This is a genomic window from Streptomyces sp. BV286, from assembly GCF_019090165.1.
Taxonomy (GTDB): Bacteria; Actinomycetota; Actinomycetes; order Streptomycetales; family Streptomycetaceae; genus Streptomyces.
This window is the reverse complement of record NZ_JAHRIB010000145.1, coordinates 1-1,597: the sequence shown is the minus strand read 5'-3', so window position 1 is coordinate 1,597 and position 1,597 is coordinate 1. Positions and strand designations below refer to the sequence as shown.

The window sequence follows — 1,597 nt, the reverse complement described above, 5'->3', positions numbered from 1 at the left end:
GTGACCCCCGACCGCTGCACGGCCAGCGTGTACGGCCGCTCCTCCTTCGACCCGAACCAGATGATCTGCCGCGGCTTCAGCGTCGCCTTCACGAACGCCGCACGACCCGGCTCGATCTGCACATTGCTCGGATGGATGTCATACGAGAGCTGATCGCCGTTGTCACTCCCGCCGACCGACGCCGTGACCTTCGTGTTGCCGAGGTTGTCCACCGCCAGCTTCGGCCGGCCCCGGAACCTGCCCTTCACCGTCGGCGGCACCAGCTCCGCCCGCACCTCCGTGAACGGCGTGATCGTCAAGTTCCCCTCCGGGACCGTGACCGCCTCCGGATGCTCCGTCGGCGTGATCCGCACCGCATACGGATTCGGACCCGCCGTCGCATCCGGCGTACGCGGCGGCGCGAACGACAACTCCACCGACCCCGTCGTCCCCGGATACAACCGCAACGACTGCGGCTCCACACTCGTCCAGGGCGCCAGATCACCAACCGCCTCGAAGCGGTACTCATCGACCACGTCACCGGTATTGCGCACACGCAACCGCACAGTCGTACTACCACCGGGATCAACGGTCGCCGACGCGGGTTCGAGAGAAGTCCAAAGGCTCACCCTCGGACGCTACTTGCCGGGCCGGGCCCGGGTCAGGAAGCCCCGGGGCACGACCCGTGCCCGAAGAGGCGCGGCCCGCTGCCCCGCCTCTCAGCCCTGGGAAGGCTGGACGATCTGCCACTCCTGGTCATCGGTGACGGTGCAGTTGAAGAGCATCAGGGTTACTTCGTCTCGGATGTCATTGTTGCCCGCGACTTCGAGGCACGCGCCGTTGCTCGCGAAGTTGCGGATCCAGTAGGCGCCGCTCTCCTGCTTCTCCAGCCACCACAACTGGTTGTCGGCCTTCGTGCCGTTGCAGGTGAACTCCGTGACGCGTGTGTGAATGGGGTTGGCTCCGAAGTTCGGCAGGTCCATGCACAGTTGGTCCTTGACGTTGCGGATCTGGAAGAGATCGGCCTCTCCTCCGGGCCCTCCCTTCGGGATCTTCACTTCCAGGTTCCAGAGCTGGTTGTCGTCGGCGGTCTGCTTGCAGGAGAACTGCTGGACCCGGCCGTCCTTCTTGCCCTCGCCCTCGTCGGGGAGGTCGGCACACCGCCCGGTGGACAGGTTGCGGAGGAGGACATTGCCCGTGGGCACCTCGTTCTTGGGCTTCTCCTCGGCCGACGGGGACGCCGGCGCGCCGCCGTCGCCGCCCTTGTCCACCGGGGCGGACTGGACCGGCTCGACGTCCTGCTTCGGCACCGAGGGCGAGGGCACCGGCGCCGACGGAGAGGACTCGGGCGGCAGGGCGCTGACGCCGGCCTCCTGGAACTCCTTGGCCTGGCTGCGGACCTGGGGCTTGTAGGCGATCCACAGCATCACGAACGTGATCGCCAGTGCCATGAAGACGCCCAGGAAGGTCGCGAGCCAGCGCGGCAGGAAACCCCGCTGCACGTACGTGCCCTCGACATCCAGCGGAGTGACCCCCGACCGCTGCACGGCCAGCGTGTACGGCCGCTCCTCCTTCGACCCGAACCAGATGATCTGCCGCGGCTTCAGCGTCGCCTTCA

Annotated in this window: 1 protein-coding gene and 1 pseudogene; both read right to left on the bottom strand. The window is 67.3% G+C overall.

Annotated elements, in window-relative coordinates:
* A pseudogene (locus KUF83_RS23325) lies at positions 1-608 on the bottom strand (hydrolase); the annotation flags it as partial.
* Positions 609-698: 90 nt separating this feature from the next.
* On the bottom strand, positions 699-1,597 hold an 899-nt coding region (locus KUF83_RS23320), incomplete at its 5' end, for an RICIN domain-containing protein (protein ID WP_217456753.1).